This is a genomic window from Bariatricus sp. SGI.154 (assembly GCF_050313795.1).
Taxonomy (GTDB): domain Bacteria; phylum Bacillota; class Clostridia; order Lachnospirales; family Lachnospiraceae; genus CAMBRQ01.
In genome coordinates, this window is sequence record NZ_JBNPMC010000001.1 from 87,476 (window position 1) to 109,190 (window position 21,715).

Sequence of the window (21,715 nt, forward strand, 5' to 3'; positions counted from 1 at the left end):
GTCTTCCTCCTTTATGTTTAATTATTTAACAAAGAATTCTTCAGTTCGAAAAATTCTTTTGTATTCCTGATTAAATCGCACTTTTCTTGCCATGGAACTTCAATCTTTTTCCGGATTCCTTCCGGACACTCTTCCATAACATAGATCGTATCTGCCAATATAAGCGCTTCCTCCACATCATGAGTCACGATCAGAATGGTCTGTCCCAGTTCCTTCCATAACTCCAAGGTTAACTGCTGCATCTGGACTCTAAGTTTGGGATCTAATGCAGAAAATGGCTCATCCATGAGCAACACTTCCGGATGCAGTATCAAAGTTCTTGCCAATGCCACCCTCTGCTGCATACCTCCGGAAAGTTCACTTGGATAGTATGCTGCATACTCTTCTAACTGTACCAATTGCAAATACTTCACAATCTGATCTTTACGTTCCTTCTTGCGAATTCCTCTTCTTTTCAATCCATAAGCCACATTCTGTTCAACAGTAAGCCACGGAAAAAGGGCAGGACTTTGGAACACGACTCCTACATTATTAGGAATTGAGATCGTTCCTGACTCATAAGACTCAAATCTTGCCAAAATATTCAATAACGTACTTTTCCCACAGCCACTGGGGCCGAGAACCGCTGTTATCTTTCCTTTTTGAATATCCATAGACAGATCATGAAACACCTGTACTCGATTTCCATTTGCACTTTGAAATGTCTTTTTTAAATGTTCCACTCTATACATCTTATCTTCCATCGGAATTCTCCTCCATCAGTCTCTTGGCAAACACCTGACAAACAGCCATCAGAATCCAATCACAGAGTTTTCCGGTAACCGCAATGACGACCATACATGCAATCACAATATCAACATGTCCTAACATCCGGCCGTCCATCATAATCGCGCCAATTCCCTTGGTCACCCCCGTCATCTCGCCTAATACCAGATAAGCCCAGGAAATCCCTAACGCCAATCTAAGACCGACAACAACGTTATGAAAAGTTGCCGGAAAAATAACCGTAAAAAACAATGTCAGCCGCTCTGCCCCCAGCATCCTGCCTGCACGCAGGTATAGTTCTGGTACCCGGGCTGCTCCTTCCTGCGTATTTAAATATACCGGGAAGAAAGCCGCAAGGGATATTAAAAACAAGGTGTTCTCTTCCCCGACACCAAACCATACCATTCCCAACGGCAAATAGCCAATTCCGGGAACCGATCTCAGCGCTTGTACCGTTGGATCAACGATTTTTCTCAACAACGGAACTCTTCCCGTCAAAAATCCTCCTATTATGCCAACGATTCCGGCAAATGCAAATCCTTTCGCGACGCGCAATGCACTTACCTGCAGATTCTCCAGCATCTTTCCACTATAGGGAGACGCATCTGCACCGCCAAAAATAAAATTCCAAAACACAATTGCAAATTCTTTTGGAGAAGGAAGAACATAGTTAGGCATAGACTCATCACTGGTGACCACAAACCATATTATCAACACTGCAACCGGAAGAAGCAATCCCATAAACTGCTCCTGTACATTCCTTCTTGCTTTTTTCATATTCGTCCCTAACACTCTCTTCTATTGCTCTGCATTCTCCAGAAATGACAGATCAAATAAAGCATCGATATCCGGCACTTCGCTAATAATACCAAGTTCCTTCATCTTCTGCGCCAGATTCTTCGTATGCTCAATAAATTCTTCATCAATATCACCGCATAATTCTATATTTTCGGCAGATACCTCCATAATCTCTTTATCGGTTCCGAACTCATAGGACTTGTCAAACCACACTTCCTGATTCTCGGTCAGATAATCCGTTGCTTTTAAATGTGCATTTACCAGTTCCTGTACCAATTCAGGTTTTTCCTTTATAGTATCTTCTGTTACAATCATCGCCGCATTGATCGTATCAATACTATCATCAAAATATGGATAACTCAACACACGTCCATACCCTTTTAAAATTGCCTCTGATGGATATGGTTCTCCACTACAAAAAGCATCAATTGTGCCATCTGCTAAGGCTTGTCCCATATCAAAGAAATCAATACGTACCAATTCCACGTCTTTCTCTGCATCCAGCCCTGCTCTCTCTAATACATCCAACAATAAGGCATGATGCATCGTTCCCGGCACGTAAGCAATCGTTTTCCCCTTCAGATCGGCTTCCGTCTCAATCCCTGAGTCCTTTCCCACTACTAACGCGGAACATTTGTTACAGAGGCTGCACACAATCTTCACTGGTTCTCCATTTGCGGCCGCAGAAATTGCTGTTACCAATGTTGTTCCCGTCATATCCAGTTCTCCTGCCAGAAGTGCGGCCTTCTGGTCTCCGGGATTCGTAAACGGAGCCACTTCAATCTCATACTTATCATCTGCGAATTCCTCGTAGAAGAACGGCAGAATTGTTTGAGCCGTCTTCCATGTTCCAACCTTAACCTGCTCTGTCTTTTCTTCCGCTTTTGTCTCAGTTTTCTCTTCAGATGCGGTACCCGTTTTTTGACACCCACACAAAAATACCATTCCTGCCAGTAAAACTGCCATTACACGTTTCCTACATAACATTTTTCATTTCCTCCATTTTCTCATTAACTTTTTACTTGATATCCATTTCGATCCAGCCACTCTCTGGCCTGACCTACATGTAATCCTTCCCAATATTCTTCCACAAAATCTGCGTCTCTTGGAATCGCCCCTGTCTCCAGCGTGATAACATTAGCTCCGTACCTGACCGCCAATTCGCTGGCCGGATGTGTACAGATCTCCGTTGCCTTATCTCCGCAAGCCAAGCGAAGGATTGCCGTAATCTGCGCCAAACGCTTTTCGCTAATCTGAGCATAATTCCCTAACGGAGTTCCCTCTACCGGTACCCTTGCCATTACCCCGCAGACATCCGTACAATACTCCAATGTCTGTAATATCTTTTCCGCAATCTCTTTGTTCGTGTGCTCCGGTCCCACCGGCTCCACCCAAAATCCAAGTTTCATCTTAGAATCTCTGATTACATCCAATGTACGGATTCTATCACTAATCTCAAACCGTGTATCCTGTCCCTCTCTAAGCCTCAGACAGTGATATGCGATCCTGGCTCCACATTGATACAGATATTCTGCTTTATCAGAATCCAATTCACCAATATTACATCCCAACTCATATTCACCAGGAACTTCCTTACGGATATTTTTCACGATCTCTCCCAGTCTCTCCGGGCTATAGAATTCCGTTGTTCTCAATAAAATATAGTGAAATTCATTCTCCACATAGTATCGTACCTGCCGGATCATCTCTTCCAACGTGACTTCTTTTTCCTCTTTTACAATTCCCCACTTTTTCCCCAAAGAACAAAAATCACAGTTCATATCACAGGGTCTGTAATCCACACCTATCGCTCCCCATAATCGTGCCTTTCCACCTGTATACTTTCGTGCCACTTCTCCTGCTGCCGCTCCTAATTCCTCGGCCTCATCTGACTCAGGATCAATATCCAGCAGCATAATTAATTCCTCTTTTGTGAACGCTATTCCAGCCAATGCTTTCTCTCTGGCTTCCAGTACTCTTTTACTTTGTATTATTCTTCCTATCATTTCTTTACCAGAATTTTGATTCCTTTCTATTCCTTCCATTATTGTAGATATCCGGTTTTTCCTCACACAAACCTAAAATCTCAAAGATAAGATGCCGAACATTACGACATCCATTTCTGCTGAGATTTCCTGCACAGGAAGCACAATATGTATATATCACCGGATAATTTTTTTGTATGATCCTCTCTGCGAACCCTTGGGCTATCTCAGGTTCCTGGGTCTTCGCACAGCCGCCCAGACCACAACACTGTACTCCTTCTATGATTTCTATTCGATCCTTCAAGAATTTCCGTATATATCTCAGCCATTCTCCTTCTGCACGATCCGGACAAGGTTGAAATACATACATCTTACTGCCTTCAGACACCTCCCCTATTCCCAATTCAGTAAATTTCTCAAAGATAGAAACCATTCTGATATCTAACCGGTCTTTTAAATACATATAACAATTCGGGCAAACCATAACTAACTCTTTGACATTCATCTTATGCATCCTATCTTGAATCGCCTCAATACTTTTCTGCGCTAACCTCTGCGCTCCCAATTCCATAACAGGCTTTCCACAACACTCATAGACCGTCCCAATCCCATATTTTTCCCGGAATAATCTACTCAGTCTTTTCGCCGATTCCGGATAATACGCAGGAAAATTACACCCCATGAAAAGAACGGTATGATTATTAGCATGCTGATAGTTCTTATATAGGTAATCCGCTTTTTCCTCGATTAGCTTCTCATATCCATTAATTGCCGGCATTCCCGTATTCTTTTCTGCCTGTTCAATCCTGATTGCCTGAGTAATTATTTTTCCATTGATTCCCTTAGGACAATACCGTTCACACTCCCCACACATAAAACAATGAAAAGACAACTCTCTTAATCTATTCAAGTCTTTTAAACTATGCATCAATCCATATTTTCGTAAAAAATCACAATTTATTGTACACTTTCCACATCTAATACACTCTTTCATTGTTTCTGTATAAATTGTGTTCATCTTCTAATCCTTCTTCAATCAAAACATACAATCTTAGTATAAGAGAATTCACGTATTATGTCGAATAGATATTGTCGATAATAACTTTCTTATATAGACATAAACTATTTTCGTATTATCTGAATACTAGATATAATAGGGTTGTAATCTACACATTTTATAGAGGAGAATTACTATGAAAAGAAAATTATTAACCCTCATTCTGGCAGGAGTATTAATCTTCAGCAGTTCCACATTGGCAATGGCTGCAGATGCAACAGTTCCGACAGATGATTCTCAGGAAACTACACTTCCAGACTCTGAGCCAGAACCAGAAACTCCTGCAGTAACTGAACCTTTAGTTCCAACATCAGAAGAACCTACAACCAAGGCTTCCACCCAGTATGTGTCTGGCGCTGATGCAGTAGCAGCAATTGGTAATACTGATATCTTAATCCTTGATGTTCGTACAAAAGCAAATTATGACAAAGGCCATTTACCAGGCTCATTCTCTTACCCTTTATTTGGAGCAAATGGTGTATCAGATGAATTAAAGGCTAATTTTACCGAATATGTAAAGAACAATCAAGCACAGTTCCAGAAAAAGATTTATATCCTGTGCAACAGTGGTAAGAGTGGTGCAGCTGCCGGCACCGAATCATTAATCGCTAGCGGAATCGATGCGTCAAACATCTATACCATCACTGGTGGTGCAACGGATACTACCGTACAAAGCAAATTTGTAATTGACTACAAGTCAGTATCCGGCGCTGAGGCTGTATCAAAGATTGGTGATGCTGATTCCTTAATTCTCGATGTAAGATCTGCTGACAAATTCGCAAAAGGACATCTGAAAGGTTCCCTTTCACTTCCTGTATTCGATGCAAACAATAACTTGCCTAAAAACTTACAGGATGATTTTGTAAAGTATGTCAATGGACACAAACAGGATTTCCAGAAAAATATCTACATCCTGTGTAACAGTGGAAGCCGCGGTGCGCAGACCGCTACAAAACTTCTTCTGGATCAAGGTTTTGCTTTGGAAAATATCTTTACCATCACAAACGGCGCAAAAGATTCTGACATCAAAGCAAAACTCACCTATGTTACTGCACAAGAAGCCGTAAACTCTATCGGGAAGTCCGAAATCCTCCTTCTTGATGTTCGTTCTAAAGTCAACTATGAGAAAGGACATCTGAAAGGCTCTCTTTCACTTCCTGTATTTGATGCGGACAATAGTCTTCCAGATAATCTGGCAACAGAATTCTCTGCTTATGTAAAAGCTAATTTGCAGAGTTTCAACAAAACGATCTATATCCTGTGCAACAGCGGAAGCCGAGGTGCTGAAAAAGCTACTATTCTCTTAAAAGAAGCAGGCATTCCAGCAGAAAGCATCTTCACTATCGAAGGTGGAGCAAAAAATTCTGTTATTCAGGCTAATTTTGTAACTACTGATACTGAAATCCAGAATCCTGGTACTCCCCAGAAACCTGGAACTAATACTAATACAAACACAAATTCAGTTCAAAAACCAGATACGAGCCAAAAGGCAACTACTGCTAAAGCACCAAAAACTGGCGATGCTACTTCTGCAATTCCATATGTGTTAATCGCAGGTATTGCATTAAGCGTAATCGTATTTGAAAGAAAAAAAATCGCGAAATAAATATAAAATGTAAAATGACGTAGATTACAAAAACACAGAGGCAAGTCTTTTCACCTGCCTCTGTGTTTCTCTTTCTTCTGTTCCGTCTTCAATTGTTTATGCTGTAACCTCAATGCCTGCTAGAATCTGGTGCCAATTTCTCTTTATGAAACTTTCTTATATGCAGCCTGGCGAACATCCGGTATTGCAATCAGGATCGGGTAGAGAACACAGGCAATAATAAGTCCGCTGATGCCCTGAATGATATTAGCCGGAATACTTGCCGCCGCACCGGAGCCATACATCGGGAACTCACATATAAAATATCCACCCGCAACAAATATAATATCTATCACGCCGCCAAGAACCACTGCCATATAACGGGTTCTGGAATCCTTCCCAACCTTCTGGAACACAAGTCCTGACACAAGTGCCACAAGACCTTTAATCACGAAAGTGATTGGCACATATACGAAGTATCCGCCCAACAGATCTGCCATTGCAGAACCAACGCCGCCGGCAAGCAATCCATAGGCAGGTCCAAGAATGATACCTGCTAATATTACCACTGCATCTCCCGGATGGATATAGCCGCCCGTCCCCGGAGTAGGAATTCGTATAGACATCGTGGCAACGCAGGCAAGCGCCGCAAATAATGCTGTCATTACAATTTTTTTCAGATTAGAATTCATAATTAAAACCTCTTTCCTTTATGTAATAATTCTTGCTTTAACCTAATGTACAGCAGTAGTGGCTCAAATTAAAGTGCCAATTATCACAAAAATGAGCAGACCAGTTTAGAACCGGCATCTTCTTTTATAAGGCATTAAAGTTTTATCAACCATCTCAAAACTCTCTCATCATCTCGAAACTCCCTCTGCCAGTAGTATCTGACAAAAATCTCCTCCCCATACAGACAGGGCATAGAATAAATCTCTGCCCTGAATCCTATCTATCTTAAATCTTATCCACCCAATACCGAATTGCCTTCTCAAGCAATTTTGCACATCCTGATACCTCCTGGTCATAATATAACTTGAATCTCTCATCCGCAATATACATAGTGGCAATTCCTTTATGAGCCTCCTTCGTATACTGCTTCCATGTCCTGCCAAGCCATTCCTTATGAAGAATCACGATCCTTTTCGCCTCTTCACCGTCAGGCCGTATGCCAGCAGTCACACCCTCCTGCAAACGTTTCTTAATCTCTTCTCCCAGGCTCTGGAATCTTTCATAGTCTGCTTCCGACATATTCAATATCTTACGGTGCGCTTCATCTATCTCGTCATCACCGTATTTTTCACGGATCTCCTCACCGTATTTCTCCTCATTTTCTCTGACAATCCTTTCCTTAAACGCTTCGAATCTCTCTGCATCACTCATCCTGCCTTCTCCTTTCACCTGCAATATCGTCTGTCTCACCGTCCGAATCAGAGCATCCATATGCTCTCTTCGTTCTTCCAGTTCCAGAAGATGTTCTTCCAGCGCGCTCATAATATCAAAATCATCCTGATACATGATCTGCCTGATCCGCTTCAGATCAAAGCCTCTTTCCCGGTAGAATAATATCTGCTGCAGCAATGCAACTTCGTTCTCACCATAATAGCGATACCCTGCTTCATTCACATATAGCGGCTTCAAAAGACCGATCCCATCATAATAGCGAAGAGTCCGTGCACTCACTCCCGCCAGTTCCGATAATTCTCTGATACTATACTCCATCTTCTTTCAACCTCCTTAAGGATAGGTCAAGAATACCAGTTGACGCAGCGTCAAAGTCAATGGGTCATTCAAAATTATTTCAATTATTTTAAAAATACATATTCCGTATCGGAAGATAAATCCTCCCGAAAACGATATCCCAGACGCCCAAACCCTTTTACTTCCTCAAGGTTCTCGATTCCTTTTTCAGCCATGAAACGCACCATCTCTCCTCTTGCCATCTTCGCCTGTGTACCTTTCTGTATTACTTTACCGTCTTTCCACTCTCCAAAAACACAGGTAACGTATGTATCCTCCGATTCCAAATATCTCTCAATACACTTGGAATATTCCTTAGATGCAAGATTCAGGATTGTATGATCCACATCTTTCACTTCCATATAGAGTCTGTTTCCCCAGAAGTCATAGAGATTCTTTGTTCCATCTACCTTGGTCTTCGCCTGCATCTCTAATCTATAAGGCGTTACGCCATCCAAAGGCTTAAGCACGCCATAGAATCCGGACAGAATCCGAAGATGTCCCTCCACATACTCCCATTCCTTCTGGGTAAATACTTCCGGCGCCATATATTGATACTGGATTCCCTCATAAGAAATCAGCGCCGGAGTCAGGTTCTGATAAAGATTCATGTCGCAAAACCGCTGATAATTAAGTTGGGCAATCTTATCATTGCAGCACCACAGTTTTTGCATCTCCTCAAAAGAAAGCCCCTGTATCCATTCCATCAGCCTCCCCGTCTCCTCCAAAAACCGCGGCAAGTTCTCATAGCAGAACGTATCCGTATCTATATTCATCTTTTTCGCCGGGGAGATGATAATCCTCATATCTCATAGTCCTCCTCTAAACATAAATACCAGCGCAAATATCAGAAGTTATGGAAAGTTTGCTTTCCTCAATCTTATGCTTATTATATCAAACACGCATCATATATCAAGCATACTTTCCCGCTTAATCCACACCCCCAATTTTACTCTTTTCCATCTCCCAACACTCTCCCCAACATCCCCGCCGGAATTCCCCTAAAAAACCAACTCCATCCGAGTCCCTTCTCCGACCCTGCTCTCTACATGCACTTCTGCACCATGCATAATCGCACCATGCTTCACGATCGACAATCCAAGACCAGTCCCCCCGGTCTCTTTCGAATGGCTCTTATCCACCCGGTAGAACCTTTCGAAGATTCTCTCTTTCTGATCCTCTGGTATTCCAATCCCAGTATCCGTGACAATGACCTTCGTGCCTTTTAGAGTCCCACCAACCCACACACTGACGGAACCTCCCTGCTTATTATACTTGATTGCATTTTCACAGATATTATAGATCATCTCATCCAGGATCTGCCGTATGCCATGATAAACGACTGATTCCCCGGTAACTGTCACCCGGATCTCTCTTGCAGATGCCTGTGGTGCCAGGCGGCTGATGATTTCCCTGGTAAGAAGGTATAGGTCTACATCCTCTTTTTCGAATTCCACCTCTCCCTCATCCAGTTTGGAAAGTTTGATAATATCTTCTATAAGGGTGATCAGCCGACTTGCCTCGTTATAGATACGCTCGGAGAATTTCTTCATATCTTCCGGTCTTACCAGCCCATCCTTCATAATCTCCGCATAGCCGGATATCGAAGTAAGCGGGGTCTTCAATTCATGAGATACATTGGCAGAGAACTCTTTTCTCATATTGGCAATAGCGTCTTTTTCCCGATTCTGCTCATCAATACTCTGAAGCAATGGTGTCAGTTCCTCATACATCTCATTTTCCAACGGATGTTCCAGATCCAGTTCATTAATCGGTCGTATGAGTCTAAGCACCTGCCACCTTGCAAGCACGAATGCAAAGAGCAGCATAACAGCGGCAATCATACCCATGATCGGAAGAATCTGAATCGCTGTAAGCCATATCGTATCCATGCCTTTCGCCACACGCAGTACGGTATCATCCGATAACTTCACCGCATAGTAGAACATATCCTGATTCAGCGAATCCGAATGGCGGATATCCTTCCCACTCCCGTTCGCCATTGCATCCTTTACTTCCGGCCTGTCCTTATGATTCTCGAAGGTTACTTCATCCTGCTTGGAATCATACAATACCTTCCCTTGTGCATCAATCTGGGTCACTCTCGTATTCTTACGTACATCATCCATCTGACGCAGATAAGCATTTCCTGATATCTCAATCGCTGCCTTGATATAATCTGCCTCCTGGCAGATCTCATCTTCCATCAGCCGTACGGTCTGACGGTATACTACGAATGTCGTAATCACATATGCCGCCAGCAACGTCGTCACAATCACCAGTATCATACTTTTCTGTATCTTCGCCCTAAGTTTCATATAGAATGACCTCTGTCTCTATCATAGTATTATTTTCTCATACGATATCCCACGCCGCGAACCGTCTCTATCCTCTCCCCACCGACTCCCAACTTCTGTCTCAGGGTTCTCACATGTACATCCACCGTTCGCGTCTCTCCATCAAAATCATATCCCCAGATGTCTTCCAAGAGACTGTCTCTTGTCATAACAATATTAGGATTCTTCATCAGCCGTTTGAGAAGTTCATATTCCTTAAGCGTAAGGCTTACCACCTCGCCGGTTGATGTTACCTCATGCTTCTTCGTATCCATCTCAATCTCTCCAAGACTTATGATATCCTGTGGCTCATTTCCGGATTTCTTGCTCCGGCGCAGCACTGCCTTGATCCTTGAGATCAGTTCCATCATTCCGAATGGCTTCGTCACATAGTCATCGGCTCCCAAGTCCAGTCCCTTCACCTTATCATATTCTGCGCCTTTCGCCGTTACCATGATCACCGGAATCTCCCGGGTCTTCGCAGAAGATTTTAATTTCTTAAGAAGAGAGATTCCATCCTCTCCCGGCAGCATAATATCCATCAGAATCAGTTCCGGCGTCTCAAGCGCCAGCGCCTTTAAGAATTCCTGTCCATCTTCAAACCCACACGCCTGGAATCCCGTACTTTCCAATGTATACACAACCAATTCCCTAATATTACTATCATCTTCCACACAAAATATCATTCTGCCACTCCTCTATATCTTAAAATCCTTATGAATTCCCGTAATGGAGAATTCCACCCACTCGGCAATATTAGTCGCATGATCCCCAATCCTTTCCAGATACTTGGCAACCATGATCAGATCAATCGCCTGCCGTCCTACATCCCCCTTACTCTGGGCAATGTATTCAATCAATTCCTGCTTATTCTCTTCGAACATCCGATCCACTGCGTCATCTGCCTCCATCACGCTTCTGGATAATTCCAGATCCTTCTTCACGTAGGCGGTCACACTGTCCCTTACCATCTTCGCTGCAGCCTCGGACATCATCCCAATCTTCAGGATATCCGTTGCCTCTGATTTCTTCTCAGAAATAATAATCTCCGCAATATCGGATGCCTGATCCCCGATACGCTCCATATCGGTAATCATCTTAAGTGCTGCAGAGATCTGTCTTAAGTCTCTGGCAACCGGCTGCTGCTGCAGCAATAATTTCAGACACAGACGCTCAATATCTTTTTCCATCTGATCAATCTCTTCGTCTGCCTCTCTGACTGCCTCTGCCCGCGCAAGGCTTCCCTCCTGCAATGCACTCGTCGCCTCATTAATAGCGATCTCGCACAACTCACCCATATGTATCAACAACTCATTCAAATGCTCCAACTGCATATCAAATTTATTACGCATATCCTAACCAAACCTCCCTGTAATATAATCCTCTGTTCTCTTATCTGACGGTATAGAGAATAATTTCTCCGTGTCATTGTATTCAACAACTTCACCTAACAGGAAGAAAGCGGTGTTATCAGATACACGAACTGCCTGCTGCATGTTGTGCGTTACCATGACAATAGTATAATCTTTTTTCAATTCCATCGCAAGGTCCTCTATCTTCGATGTAGAGATAGGATCCAAAGCAGAAGTAGGCTCATCCATCAGAAGCACCTCCGGCTGTACTGCCAATGCTCTCGCAATACAGAGCCTCTGCTGCTGCCCGCCGGACATACCAAGCGCGCTCTTCTTCAGACGATCCTTGCATTCTTCCCAGATTGCCGCATCTCTTAATGATTTCTCCACGATGTCATCCAATCTCGCCTTCGAATGAATGCCATGAGTTCTAGGACCGTAAGCGATGTTATCATAGATGCTCATCGGAAATGGATTCGGCTTCTGGAATACCATTCCCACTCTCTTTCTTAATAAGTTTACATCAATATCTTTGAAAATATCCTGCCCATCCAGAAGGATATCTCCTTCAATTCGGCATCCCTCTACAAGGTCATTCATGCGGTTGATGGATTTCAGAAGCGTAGACTTCCCACAACCGGAAGGACCGATAAACGCAGTGATCTTATTCGCCTCAATATCCAGGTTCACATTCTTTAATGCATGAAAATCACTGTAATACAGATCCATATTCTTAATGCTTATTTTGCTCATGCTATTTCCTCTCCATGCTCATCTCTATGCTTTCGCTTATCTCTATACTTTCGTTAATCTCTTCGCTGCTACGCCTGATAATGTATTGATTCCTACTACCAGAACCAGCAGAATCACCGCCGTAGCATATGCCTGATCCATATATAATCCTTCACTTGCCAAATTGTACATATGTACTGCCAGCGTTCTTCCGGAACTCATGACTCCCTTGGGAAAATCCGCCACCGTACCAGCCGTATAGATCAATGCTGCCGTCTCGCCAACGATTCTTCCGATCGCCAGGATCACACCTGCCAGAATGCCAGGTATCGCAGATGGCAGAACGATTCTAAATACGGTACGAAGTTTCCCTGCTCCAAGCCCGAAACTTCCTTCCCGGTAAGAATCCGGCACTGCCTTCAACGCCTCTTCCGTGCTTCTCATAATCAACGGAAGTACCATAATCGATAAGGTAAATGCACCCGCTAAAATGGAGAACCCCCAGCCGCATGTGCTGACAAAGAACAGCATTCCAAACAGCCCATATACAATCGAAGGAATTCCCTGCAAAGTCTCCGTTGTCAAACGAATAATCTCCACAAATCGATTCCCTCGTTTCGCATATTCCTCCAGGAATATGGCTGAAAAAATCCCAAACGGCACGGCAATCAGCAAAGACAAGAATGTCATGATCACTGTATTTACCAGCGCAGGCATCAGGGATGCATTCTCAGAAGAATAGTTTAACGAAAACAGTGACGGCTTCAGATACGGTACTCCATGGATCAGTATATACGCAATCAGAAAGATCAATACCGTAAATGTCAGGATTGCGGATAGCATGACCAGAAGCATCACGATCAATGATCCGGGAGTTCTTGTATAGGATTTCATTTTCTGTTTTAATGTAACTTCATTCCTACTCATGGTCATTCCTCCTGTTCAAAAATGCTACGCAGAAATTAATAATCAAGATAAATACAAAGAGAACGACACCTGTCGCAATCAGTGATTCCCTGTGAAGCCCTGTTGCATAACCCATCTCAATTACGATATTCGCTGTCAGTGTACGCACACCTCGGAAGATTCCCGAAGGGATTCTCGCCTGATTACCAGCCACCATGATTACCGCCATCGTCTCACCAATGGCACGCCCCACGCCTAATACGATCGCAGCCACAACTCCTGACTTCGCCGCCGGAAGAACCACCCGGAAGATCGCTCTTTCATGGGTTGCTCCCAACGCAACTGCACCTTCGTAATACTGATCGGGAACTGCACGCAGAGAGGATTCCGTCAAACCAATGATCGTAGGCAGAATCATCATGCCTAAGAGAAGTGCTGCAGTCAGGATACTGCTTCCGTTTCCTGCCGATTTTAACACGCCGGCTTCTTTCAGCGTTCTGCCCAGATTGCGAATCACCGGCACCAATACTACCAACCCAAAGAAACCATATACAACGGATGGAATTCCTGCTAATAACTCCGTTGCTGTTTTTAGTGGTTTATAGATTCTCTTCGGACAATAGAACGCCATGAACACTGCTGTCAGTATGCCTATTGGGACACCGAACACAATCGCCCCTGCCGTGACATACAGACTTCCTATAATCATAGGAAGTATTCCGTAGATATCATTCTTCGGCTTCCACATCTGCCCGCTTAAGAATTCTCCAAACCCGATTTCTTTCATCGCAGGGATACCATTTGCGAATAAAAACACACAAATGAGAGCTACCGCCAGCACCGAAGCGCAGGCGGCAATGAAGAACACTCCCTGCATGAATCTTTCAGTCCATGCTTTTGATTTCATATTATTCGATTACCTCATCCCATGTAAGAGCCTCACCAGTATAGATTGCCTTTACCTGGTCACTGCTCAGTTCATCTACTGTACTGTTCTTATTTACAATAACTGCAATACCATCTGTAGCGATTACCTGTCCGGTTAATCCTTCTGCAATCTCTTCATCCTTCAGTTCCCGAGATGCCATGCCGATATCATAACTTCCATCAATGGCAGATGTCATACCTGTCGTAGAATCCGTGGTCTGAAGTTCAATCTCTGCATTCGTATTCACCTTCTTGTACGCCTCGATCAATTTCTCCATCACTGGTGATACAGAAGAAGATCCGCCTACCACTGCCTTGCCTTCCGGATTGGTTCCTTCAAATGGCTTAACATCATCTAACGGTATGTAACCATTGTCTGCAACTACCTGCTGCCCTTCTTCACTCATGATAAATGCAATAAAATCTTTTGCCACTTCATTATCAAGACCTTCTTTTGTTGCAATGTTGAACGGTCTGGATACTTTGTAATCACCACTCTTGATATTCTCTGCTGTCGCCTCTGCCCCATCAATCTTCAGTGCTTTCACACTGTCATCCAGTGAGCCAAGTGATACGTAGCCAATCGCATAATCATCACCTGCTACGGTTGTCATCATAACAGAAGTGCTATTCGTAATCTGTGCTTCCTCTGTAGTCATATCTACCTTCTCATCATCCTGTTTCTCTTCAATTCCAAACAGTTCGATGAATGCACCTCTGGTTCCTGATCCATCCTCTCTGGATACGATCGTAATATCCATGGACGGGTCCCAGTCTCCTGCTGAACTTTTGGTATTGGCATCTTCTTTGCTATCTGCACTTGTATCAGCATCTGCATCCGATTTGCCACATCCTGCTGCCATGCTTGCAATCATACCCACAATTGACAATACTGCAATAAACTTTTTCAATTTCATAATTTTAATCTCCTTTTTCATTTCAGAATTATTAGTATCATCTTCTTCACAGGTATTATCATATCGAGAGAATGTAAAATCTGAAATCCAGGAAACGTAAAATGTATGTAAAGTGGGAATTTGGTTATTGGTGACCGAATCCGGGAAGGGAGGGTGGTTGCTCCGAGCCTCACGCTCTACCGTCCATTCCCCATCCCCACTTTTTCGCCAAACATCTTCCCTTTTCCCCCTCCCCATGCTATAATCCTACTTGATTCTAAATAATATTTACCGCAAGAGAGGAATACAAATCATGTGGATTGCAGATAACTGGAACGATTATGAAGTAATAGATTGCAGCAAAGGCGAGAAACTAGAGCGCTGGGGCTCCTACCTCTTGGTTCGCCCCGACCCGCAGGTCATCTGGGACACCCCGAAGACACACAAGGGCTGGAAACATATGAACGGACACTACCACCGCAGCAAAAAGGGCGGCGGAGAATGGGAATTCTTCAGTCTCCCTGAACAATGGCAGATTCACTACAAAGAACTGACCTTTCATCTGAAGCCATTTAGTTTCAAGCATACCGGTCTCTTTCCGGAACAGGCAACGAACTGGGACTGGTTTTCTGAAAAAATACGAAATGCAGGGCGTCCGATTAAAGTATTGAATTTATTCGCCTATACAGGAGGCGCAACACTTGCCGCTGCTGCCGCCGGCGCCAGCGTGACGCATGTCGATGCCTCTAAGGGAATGGTCGCATGGGCGAAGGAGAATGCCGCTTCTTCCGGACTTGCAGACAGACCGATCCGCTGGCTCGTAGATGACTGTGTAAAGTTTGTAGAGAGAGAAATCCGCCGGGGCAACCACTACGATGCTATTATCATGGACCCGCCATCCTACGGAAGAGGACCTAAAGGAGAGATCTGGAAGATTGAAGATGCAATCCATCCGTTAATTAAATTATGTACGAATATTTTATCGGATGACCCACTGTTCTTCCTTGTGAATTCATACACCACCGGGCTTGCCCCTGCTGTGCTTACCTATATGCTGGGTACAGAATTAAAGAAATATAATGGTACTGTAGATTCTCAGGAAATCGGACTACCGGTGACTCAGACCGGGTTGGTACTTCCTTGTGGCGCTTCCGGGCGTTGGGAAGCACGCTAGGACAATACCGTTTCTAGTACAGCCGCCAGGAAATCAATCTGGAACAGATAGATAAAGAAAAATAATGATTTTCGTAACATTTGTTACAGAAAACAGATGCATTTTCATGTATCCTATGACTAGATTAGATGATACTAATCACAATATCAAAAAATAAAAATTGGAGGTATAGATTATGAAGAAATATGTATGTGAACCTTGTGGATATGTTTATGACCCAGAGGTTGGAGATCCGGACAGCGGTATCGCACCAGGAACTGCATTCGAGGATATTCCGGAAGATTGGGTATGTCCAATCTGCGGAATGGGAAAAGACGTATTCGTAGTAGAAGAATAGGCATCTGCCTATTCTTGCTTCTACTTATGGATGTTCGCTAGAATCAGCAGCAATGGAATTTTGCTTAACACAGGAAATGGGAAAACGTAATGTCATGGAAAAAGGAAATAATCTGGCTTTTCATATGATACAGTCTTTTAAGCCGGGAGAAATTTCTGATCCGCAACTTGCACATGATATAGGGAAAGAATTTGCAGATAAGGTTTTGAAAGGAAAGTATGAATACGTCATAACTACCCACGTAGATAAAGGGCATATTCACAACCATATCATTTTTAATGCTACCAGTTTTACTGACTATCATAAATATACTACAAACAAGCGAAAATAGTATGTATTATTAGACGAGCAATAGCAATGATTCAGAAAAGAGAAAGTAATTAAAATGAAGAGAAAAACATTAAGATGTTTTATGAGTATGATACTTGTTGTTGGCATTTTTGTTACGTCAGTTCCGATAGTAAATGCAGCAGAATTAAAATCGCCAAAGACTGAACAGGTGAACGTAGTTGCTCAAAAGCTTATTCAAGAAGATGAAAATTTAAAAGTTCTAGAAGATGACCTTTGTGAAGAATTAGAGGTTTTAGAAAATATAGGACTTGAACCAGCGTTCATTAAAGAAATAGAGTCTTGTGCAGATGATATCGTTTATGTTTATGATTATTCGGGAGGAGTTGTAAATAAAATATCAGTTGATATGTCGGACACAGGAATTGTGCTGAACATACAAGAGAACGATATTTACAATAAGCTCCAAATAGATGATGATGGAACCGTATACATAGATGGAAAAATTCTTGAGACTAATAACAATTCAACTGACGGCGAAATATCGCCGCAGAGTGGTGAGGTTATGAATTGGGTTGTTCCTAATTGTCCATATGATTCAAAAAGTAGTTATACGCACCTGTTAGGAACGAAAAAGGATCCTGATATTACATTGACAGCTGCAATTTCTAATTTGGCAACTGGAGCTGTTATCACTATTATATGTTTGGAATTGGGCGTTTCTTCGGGATTATCATCGGGGTTGGGTGCTGTTGTGTCTTGGATAAGAGACCGTAATCCATCTACAAGAGGATTGTCTTATAAAGCCACAAACTATGCCCATAAGAACTATACAAATACCTATATAACACCAATTAAAAAATATGCTTATAGAAGTGATTACACTTGGTATCCAAACAAAAATTATGATGGAGATACTTATAAGCAAACCCTATATCATATTAAACAAATAGGATAGTATGTATATTTTGATATAATGAGGCTCAGATATGAATTATAAGAAATTAATGAAAACATATTTATGGTTATTGTTTTGCAGTGTTGCATTGATGATATTATGTGCTTATGTGTACATTATTCATTTTTATAATTTTATTATGGTCTTGGGTTTTATTCTTAGTGTAAGCTCAACTGCAGAGTTGATACAACTAATTATTACAACCTATAAAGATAATAAGAGAAAAACCTGATGGTATATCTTTTTGGTAATTGTAAAAGAAATTCATACGGAAAAATGCGTAAGTACTTGATGGGGAGTATCCAAAAGTTTGTGTAAACCGGCAGTGTGAAACTTTTTCTGTAAATATGTAACCGAAAGGTTTTTCTGTGATAAAATCTAATTCATAGCCTGCAAATAAAAAGTCAACAGAATTTTTGAAAATATTAAAAGATATATTGTAGTAACGAAACTAGACCAGCACCTTGTGTGTTGGTCTTTTAACATGCCATTTTTAACAAAGATTATCGAGATGTAAGGTATTCTTTGACCCGACCATAATAAATGCGAAGAAACCTATTTGCGCCTGCTGTCATATAAACATAGTACTTTTTGCCCTCCGAACGTTTTTTATCCATAAACAAATATACAGGATCATCTTGCGGATGGGTTTTAATCAGACAATCCATGACCTGAAAGAGAGTTTTACGAAGTTCAGCAGAGCCTCGTTTGGATGTATGAACACTTCTTTGCTCATAGGTGCCAGATTGGTTTACATTAGGACTGCCAGAATAAATGCCAGTGCGTATTATCCATCCTTTCATCAAAATGGTCAAAAAGCTGGCTCTGCGGATTATCTAAGGAGAGTTATGCGCCTACACCAAATTAGGGCATAAGGAACCTTTTCGGTTTTAAAACGAGAACATAAATTAAATCGAATACAAAAAAGAGGCATTCATAGAGTTATAGAAGAACGTCCCTTATCGACGACCGCATAAAAAAGCCTCTGAGAACCGCACTATTCTTCTTTTTTATCAATCTCATGTTGTAACAATTCAAAATCCAGAATCTTAATATGGCTTCGGTCTATGATATCTATTATGCCACATTCCTTAAGATAGGACAATTCACGGGATAAAGAAGGTCTGGTCGTATTCAGATAAGCCGCCAACTCCTCTCGCTTCATAGTCAGTTCTATATCTGCTCTTCCGCCGCTTAACTGCATCAGATAAGAAGTAGTTCTCTGCCTGAGCGTCCCGCAAGTCAGAAGATAGATCTTCTTCGCCCTGGCATCCGACTCCTCTGCAAATATCTTCATCATATTAAATATAATCTTACTATGGTGCGCACAATTCTTCGTACAAGTACTGTAGAAAAAATGTCTGGAAACGGAAAGTACCCTGGTCTTCTTTCTTGCCTGAGCAAAATATTCATAAGACGCACGCTCTAGAAATAAGTCTGCCTCACCAAAACTCTGCCCTTCACTTAAGTATTCTGTATAATTCTGGCGTCCCATCACATTGACCTGCCCTAACAGCACACTCCCGTCAAGTATAAAGTAGAGTTTCCTTGGAACATCTTCCTGCCGAAAGATATATTCATTCTTCTCATATTCCTGTACTTTTGCTTCCGAACATACAATGCTTCTTCGAATCTCTTCTTCCGTAAGTTCCCGGAATAATTCCAAATCCTTTATATCCATTACCGACTCCTAAGTTCTTCTAACAAAGTAATCACCTCATAAAGACTCTCGCACTTCTTATATAACAAAGCCTCTATCTCCGCCGTCGGCTCTACAAGATCTGGCACCATGACCGGCAGCATCCCCGCAGCATGTGCCGCTCGTATCCCCGCCGGCGCATCCTCAAAAGCAATACTCTGCTCCGGGCAAATCCCGATACACTCACATGCTCTTAGATATATCTCCGGATCTGGCTTCGCACGCTGCACCATATCTCCGAATATTGTTCCATCAAAGAATTCATAGATTCCCGCTTCCTTAAGATTCTTCATCGCATACTCACGCCTGGAAGATGTAGCCACAGCCATCTTATAACCGTGATCTCTTCCATATTCCAGCAGTTCTCTTACTCCCGGCTTCATAGGCAATCCTTCTTTGGACACAATCTCATAAAAACACACTCGAGTTCTCTTCGCAAATTCCTCACATGGGAAATCCGCACCAATTACCTGTCGAAAATATTCATTTCTTCCAGCCAGATTCCTTCCAAGAGTATGATAGATATGATCTCCCATATGCTTAATCCCAAGCCAACTGCCTGCCTCTTCCCATGACCGCTTTACAATACGTTCTGAATCAAACAAAAGTCCATCCATATCAAATACAAGCGCTTCTATCATCTCACACATCGCCCTTAGAACTCAATTCCCCGTCCCAATGCATCTTTCAGATAGGTAGCAACATCCTCTAACTTGCGGATGACTTCCATCTTCTCTTCCCACTCTTCACCTTCCATATTCTTATTCACCAAACACTTCTGGATATGTTTTACTTCCCTGATTAATTCTTCTGTCATCATAATTCCCCCTTCATCTAATGTATCATAATATGCCGCATAATGTTGTATACTCATTCGAGCATCCCGTAATACATGCCTTCGGCTGGCGGGCTCTGCCCGATAATGTATAGATATAGTATAACATATTCTGCCAGTTATGACGCATCCAATTCCTTACAAAATACATATCTTGGCAATCCGCCGTATTTTTCCACTTCTGTTACAATCTCATAATCTAGTTTCAGAAAATTATTCACACTGTATGTATTCTCCGGATGCGCAGTCCCCATCAAATATCTGTAATTCTGTTCCTTCACAACATTTTCTCCATATGCCATAAGACATCTTTGGATCCCAAGCCCTTTACACTTAGGATGCACCGCCGCTGATTCCATATGTGCAACTTCTTTCTTACGCGCTTCATCCAGTCCAATATAAACTCCCAGATTATCTTTCGCCTCTTTCGGATACCGCACGATGAGGAATCCCGCCATCTCTCCATTCTTCATTGCCTTCAGGGTGAAGCCTTCTTCTCCCAGATGTCTTCTAACGAATTCTTCATCGTCCATACTATACCAGGCAGCATCCTTGGTTAATTGACCTGCTGTCTCCATAATCATCATAATATCCGGCACATCGTCTGACACTGCATAATCAATCTCAATTTTCTGGTTCATCTTCGTCTCCTTCATAACAAAAAAGTTGGTATTGGAACATTCAATCAGCAGATTTAAATTTTACGTCATACTGAATTTGTGTTACAATGAATTGCACTGATGTGCAAGTAAAAACCGCATAATATGAAAGCGAGGTATCCATATATGAAGTTAATGATTGCATCTGATATTCACGGTTCTGCCTACTATTGCCGCAAAATGATAGATGCCTATCAAAAAGAGCAGGCAGATAAGCTACTGCTTCTAGGCGACATTCTCTATCATGGTCCAAGGAATGATCTTCCTAAGGACTACAATCCCAAAGAAGTAATCGCTATGCTCAATCCCATGAAGCAGGAATTATTATGTGTTCGCGGCAATTGTGACACAGAGGTCGATCAGATGGTTCTGGAATTCCCAATCCTGGCAGACTATTGTTTTCTGGAATTAGATGGACATACCATCTTCGCAACCCACGGGCATCACTTTAACCCACAGAATCTTCCTATGCTGAAAGAAGGAGATATTCTGTTAAATGGCCACACTCATATACCTGCGAATCAGAACATAGGCAATTATACGTATATGAATCCCGGTTCCATCTCCATTCCGAAAGAGAATTCCGCACATGGATATATGATCTATGACGGAGCATTCATCTGGAAAGATCTTGACGGAAATGTTCTGCCCATTTAATCTCTTCTATCCGTTCAGGCATACTGCAA

Annotated in this window: 24 protein-coding genes and 2 pseudogenes; 6 read left to right on the plus strand and 20 right to left on the minus strand. The window is 42.4% G+C overall.

The genetic code is table 11. From position 1 onward, the window contains the following. Positions 1 to 17: 17 nt before the first annotated feature. From ACQRBN_RS00435 to ACQRBN_RS00455, 5 genes are read right to left on the minus strand one after another with little or no spacing between them, the layout of a single operon-like run. Positions 18 to 743 carry an ABC transporter ATP-binding protein gene (locus ACQRBN_RS00435; RefSeq protein WP_427736952.1) on the minus strand — a complete coding sequence of 242 codons (726 nt, stop codon included), beginning with the start codon at positions 741 to 743 and terminating at the stop codon, positions 18 to 20. After that, positions 733 to 1,542, minus strand: a complete 810-nt coding sequence (locus ACQRBN_RS00440) for an ABC transporter permease (RefSeq protein ID WP_427736953.1) — start codon at positions 1,540 to 1,542, stop codon at positions 733 to 735. Before ACQRBN_RS00440 ends, ACQRBN_RS00435 begins: the two co-directional genes overlap by 11 nt. A gap of 21 nt (positions 1,543 to 1,563) precedes the next feature. Then, the gene (locus ACQRBN_RS00445) at positions 1,564 to 2,550 is read right to left on the minus strand and encodes an ABC transporter substrate-binding protein (RefSeq protein ID WP_427736954.1); all 987 of its coding nucleotides are present in this window, start codon (positions 2,548 to 2,550) and stop codon (positions 1,564 to 1,566) included. 23 nt (positions 2,551 to 2,573) lie between these two features. Then, entirely contained in the window at positions 2,574 to 3,608 is a 1,035-nt protein-coding gene (locus ACQRBN_RS00450) for a radical SAM protein (protein WP_427736955.1), read from the minus strand. Continuing rightward, positions 3,574 to 4,566, minus strand: coding sequence for a heterodisulfide reductase-related iron-sulfur binding cluster (locus tag ACQRBN_RS00455; protein WP_427736956.1), 993 nt, complete (start codon positions 4,564 to 4,566; stop codon positions 3,574 to 3,576). The genes ACQRBN_RS00450 and ACQRBN_RS00455 overlap by 35 nt, the downstream gene beginning before the upstream one ends. A gap of 175 nt (positions 4,567 to 4,741) precedes the next feature. On the opposite strand from ACQRBN_RS00455, the gene ACQRBN_RS00460 reads away from it, so the two are divergent. Then, positions 4,742 to 6,211, plus strand: a complete 1,470-nt coding sequence (locus ACQRBN_RS00460; protein WP_427736958.1) for a rhodanese-like domain-containing protein — start codon at positions 4,742 to 4,744, stop codon at positions 6,209 to 6,211. Positions 6,212 to 6,354: 143 nt separating this feature from the next. On the opposite strand, the gene ACQRBN_RS00465 is transcribed toward ACQRBN_RS00460, so the two are convergent. The 10 genes from ACQRBN_RS00465 to ACQRBN_RS00510 all read right to left on the minus strand — a co-directional run bounded on the left by ACQRBN_RS00465 (position 6,355) and on the right by ACQRBN_RS00510 (position 15,100). Further along, positions 6,355 to 6,882, minus strand: coding sequence for an ECF transporter S component (locus tag ACQRBN_RS00465; RefSeq protein ID WP_427736959.1), 528 nt, complete (start codon positions 6,880 to 6,882; stop codon positions 6,355 to 6,357). Positions 6,883 to 7,147: 265 nt separating this feature from the next. Then, positions 7,148 to 7,912 carry a MerR family transcriptional regulator gene (locus tag ACQRBN_RS00470; protein ID WP_427736961.1) on the minus strand — a complete coding sequence of 255 codons (765 nt, stop codon included), beginning with the start codon at positions 7,910 to 7,912 and terminating at the stop codon, positions 7,148 to 7,150. A gap of 83 nt (positions 7,913 to 7,995) precedes the next feature. Further along, positions 7,996 to 8,736 (minus strand): peroxide stress protein YaaA, encoded by a 741-nt coding sequence (yaaA, locus tag ACQRBN_RS00475; protein ID WP_427736963.1) that lies wholly within the window; start codon positions 8,734 to 8,736, stop codon positions 7,996 to 7,998. A gap of 195 nt (positions 8,737 to 8,931) precedes the next feature. Next, on the minus strand, positions 8,932 to 10,248 hold the full coding sequence (locus ACQRBN_RS00480; protein WP_427736964.1) for an ATP-binding protein: 1,317 nt from the start codon (positions 10,246 to 10,248) through the stop codon (positions 8,932 to 8,934). Positions 10,249 to 10,277: 29 nt separating this feature from the next. Continuing rightward, on the minus strand, positions 10,278 to 10,952 hold the full coding sequence (locus tag ACQRBN_RS00485) for a response regulator (RefSeq protein WP_427736965.1): 675 nt from the start codon (positions 10,950 to 10,952) through the stop codon (positions 10,278 to 10,280). A gap of 12 nt (positions 10,953 to 10,964) precedes the next feature. After that, positions 10,965 to 11,618: a phosphate signaling complex protein PhoU gene (phoU, locus tag ACQRBN_RS00490; protein WP_427736966.1), complete on the minus strand. Its 654-nt coding sequence runs from the start codon at positions 11,616 to 11,618 to the stop codon at positions 10,965 to 10,967. A gap of 3 nt (positions 11,619 to 11,621) precedes the next feature. Continuing rightward, positions 11,622 to 12,371 carry a phosphate ABC transporter ATP-binding protein PstB gene (gene pstB, locus ACQRBN_RS00495; protein WP_427736967.1) on the minus strand — a complete coding sequence of 250 codons (750 nt, stop codon included), beginning with the start codon at positions 12,369 to 12,371 and terminating at the stop codon, positions 11,622 to 11,624. Positions 12,372 to 12,413: 42 nt separating this feature from the next. Next, a complete protein-coding gene (pstA, locus tag ACQRBN_RS00500) occupies positions 12,414 to 13,277 on the minus strand; it encodes a phosphate ABC transporter permease PstA (RefSeq protein ID WP_427736968.1) in 864 nt (287 codons plus the stop codon). Continuing rightward, complete coding sequence (gene pstC / locus ACQRBN_RS00505) at positions 13,270 to 14,163, minus strand: phosphate ABC transporter permease subunit PstC (protein WP_427736969.1); 894 nt, start codon at positions 14,161 to 14,163, stop codon at positions 13,270 to 13,272. The genes pstA and pstC overlap by 8 nt, the downstream gene beginning before the upstream one ends. A gap of 1 nt (position 14,164) precedes the next feature. After that, entirely contained in the window at positions 14,165 to 15,100 is a 936-nt protein-coding gene (locus ACQRBN_RS00510; RefSeq protein ID WP_427736970.1) for a substrate-binding domain-containing protein, read from the minus strand. A 292-nt stretch (positions 15,101 to 15,392) separates the two neighbouring features. Here ACQRBN_RS00510 and ACQRBN_RS00515 point away from each other — a divergent pair, with 292 nt between their 5' ends. From ACQRBN_RS00515 to ACQRBN_RS00530, 4 genes and pseudogenes are all read left to right on the plus strand, one after another. Beyond that, positions 15,393 to 16,253: a class I SAM-dependent methyltransferase gene (locus ACQRBN_RS00515; protein ID WP_427736971.1), complete on the plus strand. Its 861-nt coding sequence runs from the start codon at positions 15,393 to 15,395 to the stop codon at positions 16,251 to 16,253. Between the two features lie 175 nt (positions 16,254 to 16,428). Further along, positions 16,429 to 16,590, plus strand: a complete 162-nt coding sequence (rd, locus tag ACQRBN_RS00520) for a rubredoxin (protein ID WP_427736972.1) — start codon at positions 16,429 to 16,431, stop codon at positions 16,588 to 16,590. Positions 16,591 to 16,600: 10 nt separating this feature from the next. Next, a pseudogene (locus ACQRBN_RS00525) lies at positions 16,601 to 16,915 on the plus strand (relaxase/mobilization nuclease domain-containing protein); the annotation flags it as partial. Positions 16,916 to 16,975: 60 nt separating this feature from the next. Then, a complete protein-coding gene (locus tag ACQRBN_RS00530; RefSeq protein WP_427736973.1) occupies positions 16,976 to 17,836 on the plus strand; it encodes a hypothetical protein in 861 nt (286 codons plus the stop codon). Positions 17,837 to 18,339: 503 nt separating this feature from the next. Here ACQRBN_RS00530 and ACQRBN_RS00535 read toward each other — a convergent pair. The 5 genes and pseudogenes from ACQRBN_RS00535 to ACQRBN_RS00555 all read right to left on the minus strand — a co-directional run. Next, positions 18,340 to 18,585 (minus strand): annotated as a pseudogene (locus ACQRBN_RS00535) (IS110 family transposase); the annotation flags it as partial. 248 nt (positions 18,586 to 18,833) lie between these two features. Next, positions 18,834 to 19,517, minus strand: coding sequence for a Crp/Fnr family transcriptional regulator (locus ACQRBN_RS00540; protein WP_427736974.1), 684 nt, complete (start codon positions 19,515 to 19,517; stop codon positions 18,834 to 18,836). Then, entirely contained in the window at positions 19,517 to 20,176 is a 660-nt protein-coding gene (locus ACQRBN_RS00545) for an HAD family hydrolase (protein WP_427736975.1), read from the minus strand. Before ACQRBN_RS00545 ends, ACQRBN_RS00540 begins: the two co-directional genes overlap by 1 nt. A gap of 14 nt (positions 20,177 to 20,190) precedes the next feature. Beyond that, on the minus strand, positions 20,191 to 20,409 hold the full coding sequence (locus ACQRBN_RS00550) for a hypothetical protein (protein ID WP_427736976.1): 219 nt from the start codon (positions 20,407 to 20,409) through the stop codon (positions 20,191 to 20,193). 80 nt (positions 20,410 to 20,489) lie between these two features. Next, a complete protein-coding gene (locus ACQRBN_RS00555) occupies positions 20,490 to 21,011 on the minus strand; it encodes a GNAT family N-acetyltransferase (RefSeq protein WP_427736977.1) in 522 nt (173 codons plus the stop codon). Between the two features lie 144 nt (positions 21,012 to 21,155). On the opposite strand from ACQRBN_RS00555, the gene yfcE reads away from it, so the two are divergent. After that, positions 21,156 to 21,686 (plus strand): phosphodiesterase, encoded by a 531-nt coding sequence (gene yfcE, locus ACQRBN_RS00560; protein ID WP_427736978.1) that lies wholly within the window; start codon positions 21,156 to 21,158, stop codon positions 21,684 to 21,686. The last annotated feature ends 29 nt before the right edge of the window (positions 21,687 to 21,715 follow it).

Excerpts from the sequence above, each read along its gene's own strand:
- ACQRBN_RS00435 (WP_427736952.1), bottom strand. The coding sequence starts at position 743 with ATGGAAGATAAGATGTATAGAGTGGAACATTTAAAAAAGACATTTCAA.
- ACQRBN_RS00440 (WP_427736953.1), bottom strand. The coding sequence starts at position 1,542 with ATGAAAAAAGCAAGAAGGAATGTACAGGAGCAGTTTATGGGATTGCTT.
- ACQRBN_RS00445 (WP_427736954.1), bottom strand. The coding sequence starts at position 2,550 with ATGTTATGTAGGAAACGTGTAATGGCAGTTTTACTGGCAGGAATGGTA.
- ACQRBN_RS00450 (WP_427736955.1), bottom strand. The coding sequence starts at position 3,608 with ATGGAAGGAATAGAAAGGAATCAAAATTCTGGTAAAGAAATGATAGGA.
- ACQRBN_RS00455 (WP_427736956.1), bottom strand. The coding sequence starts at position 4,566 with ATGAACACAATTTATACAGAAACAATGAAAGAGTGTATTAGATGTGGA.
- ACQRBN_RS00460 (WP_427736958.1), top strand. The coding sequence starts at position 4,742 with ATGAAAAGAAAATTATTAACCCTCATTCTGGCAGGAGTATTAATCTTC.
- ACQRBN_RS00465 (WP_427736959.1), bottom strand. The coding sequence starts at position 6,882 with ATGAATTCTAATCTGAAAAAAATTGTAATGACAGCATTATTTGCGGCG.
- ACQRBN_RS00470 (WP_427736961.1), bottom strand. The coding sequence starts at position 7,912 with ATGGAGTATAGTATCAGAGAATTATCGGAACTGGCGGGAGTGAGTGCA.
- yaaA (WP_427736963.1), bottom strand. The coding sequence starts at position 8,736 with ATGAGGATTATCATCTCCCCGGCGAAAAAGATGAATATAGATACGGAT.
- ACQRBN_RS00480 (WP_427736964.1), bottom strand. The coding sequence starts at position 10,248 with ATGAAACTTAGGGCGAAGATACAGAAAAGTATGATACTGGTGATTGTG.
- ACQRBN_RS00485 (WP_427736965.1), bottom strand. The coding sequence starts at position 10,952 with ATGATATTTTGTGTGGAAGATGATAGTAATATTAGGGAATTGGTTGTG.
- phoU (WP_427736966.1), bottom strand. The coding sequence starts at position 11,618 with ATGCGTAATAAATTTGATATGCAGTTGGAGCATTTGAATGAGTTGTTG.
- pstB (WP_427736967.1), bottom strand. The coding sequence starts at position 12,371 with ATGAGCAAAATAAGCATTAAGAATATGGATCTGTATTACAGTGATTTT.
- pstA (WP_427736968.1), bottom strand. The coding sequence starts at position 13,277 with ATGAGTAGGAATGAAGTTACATTAAAACAGAAAATGAAATCCTATACA.
- pstC (WP_427736969.1), bottom strand. The coding sequence starts at position 14,163 with ATGAAATCAAAAGCATGGACTGAAAGATTCATGCAGGGAGTGTTCTTC.
- ACQRBN_RS00510 (WP_427736970.1), bottom strand. The coding sequence starts at position 15,100 with ATGAAATTGAAAAAGTTTATTGCAGTATTGTCAATTGTGGGTATGATT.
- ACQRBN_RS00515 (WP_427736971.1), top strand. The coding sequence starts at position 15,393 with ATGTGGATTGCAGATAACTGGAACGATTATGAAGTAATAGATTGCAGC.
- rd (WP_427736972.1), top strand. The coding sequence starts at position 16,429 with ATGAAGAAATATGTATGTGAACCTTGTGGATATGTTTATGACCCAGAG.
- ACQRBN_RS00530 (WP_427736973.1), top strand. The coding sequence starts at position 16,976 with ATGAAGAGAAAAACATTAAGATGTTTTATGAGTATGATACTTGTTGTT.
- ACQRBN_RS00540 (WP_427736974.1), bottom strand. The coding sequence starts at position 19,517 with ATGGATATAAAGGATTTGGAATTATTCCGGGAACTTACGGAAGAAGAG.
- ACQRBN_RS00545 (WP_427736975.1), bottom strand. The coding sequence starts at position 20,176 with ATGATAGAAGCGCTTGTATTTGATATGGATGGACTTTTGTTTGATTCA.
- ACQRBN_RS00550 (WP_427736976.1), bottom strand. The coding sequence starts at position 20,409 with ATGAGTATACAACATTATGCGGCATATTATGATACATTAGATGAAGGG.
- ACQRBN_RS00555 (WP_427736977.1), bottom strand. The coding sequence starts at position 21,011 with ATGAACCAGAAAATTGAGATTGATTATGCAGTGTCAGACGATGTGCCG.
- yfcE (WP_427736978.1), top strand. The coding sequence starts at position 21,156 with ATGAAGTTAATGATTGCATCTGATATTCACGGTTCTGCCTACTATTGC.